Origin of the sequence: Caballeronia jiangsuensis, from assembly GCF_046030135.1 — a bacterium.
In the GTDB taxonomy this organism is placed as follows: domain Bacteria; phylum Pseudomonadota; class Gammaproteobacteria; order Burkholderiales; family Burkholderiaceae; genus Caballeronia; species Caballeronia jiangsuensis.
Genome location: NZ_JAQQDB010000107.1, coordinates 1 through 1,124, shown reverse-complemented (window position 1 = coordinate 1,124; position 1,124 = coordinate 1). Strand labels below are relative to the sequence as shown.

Here is a 1,124-nt window from a genome sequence, read left to right as displayed (position 1 = left end):
TCGCGCATCATGGCGTTGAGCTGCGTGAGGAGTTTTCGCATGCCTGCGACGAAGGCGACCTTGGTTTTTTTGCCTCTGGCGCGTAGCTGATCGCAGAACGCCTTGAGATAGGGATTGGCTCGTTGCGCGGCGACGCAGGCCATGTAAAGGGCGCGGCGCACGAAGTGACGCCCGCCCTTGGTATGGCGTTCGCCGCGGTGTGTGCCACTGTCGGAGTTGAATGGGGCGAGGCCGACGAGCGAGGCGATCTGTCGGTTGTTGAGGGAGCCCAATTCAGGCAGGAAGGCGATGAGCGTCGCGGCGGTTGTTTTGCCGACGCCCGGGGTGGAGCGCAGCAGGGCTTCGTTTTTGCGCCAGAGTTCGTTGGTGTGGAGGAAGGAGTCGATGTCGCGATCGGCGTCCTTGATGCGTTGCGTGATGAACTGGATGAATTCATCGATGCTGGGCAGGGCCGATTTATGAGCGCGCTTGCGACGATTTTGCTCGGCGGTGAGCATCTCGATGAGTTGTGTGCGGCGCAGGATAAGGGCCTGCAGCTGCTGGGTCTGCTCATCGGTCAGGGGTCGGACTTTGGGTTTCATGACGGCACCGTAGCGAGCGATGACGCGCGCATCGATGCGATCGGTCTTGGCCAGTTGTCCGGCGGATCTGGCGAACTCGCGCACCCACGTGGAGTTGACCGCGACGGCGGGCAGACCGGCTTGGCAGAGGGCTTGAAGGACGGCGCGTTCGAGCTTGCCGGTGGCTTCGAGGACGATGAGTTCCGGCTTGAGAGGCAACAATCGGTTGATCAGTTCGGCGAAGCCTTCAGGCGCATTGGGTAGACGAAAAGTTTCGACGGATCCGTGATAGGCGATGTCGAGGAAGGGTCCGCTGACATCGATACCGACGAACAAGGGCGAAGCGAAGGAGGAAGGAATTTGGTTCACCACAGCACCCATACTTGTAAAGATACGAGCTCAAGGCTCAGTCAACTGTCCGGGTTCAAAGCGGTAAGAAGAAGCGGCGCCACCAGCTTTCTTTCGGGCTGCGAGCCCATGTAACACAAACGGGCTACCGCTTCGGGTGAGCGGAAGAGATCAGTTTCCGCACACCTGGAATCAATATACAAGTAACCAAAGAAA

Annotated in this window: 1 protein-coding gene; it reads right to left on the bottom strand. The window is 59.3% G+C overall.

Translation table 11 applies throughout. The features are described from left to right. Positions 1–920 (bottom strand): IS110 family RNA-guided transposase (locus PQR08_RS38535; RefSeq protein ID WP_456264730.1); only part of this gene is annotated, 920 nt, incomplete at its 3' end. Positions 921–1,124 lie beyond the last annotated feature (204 nt).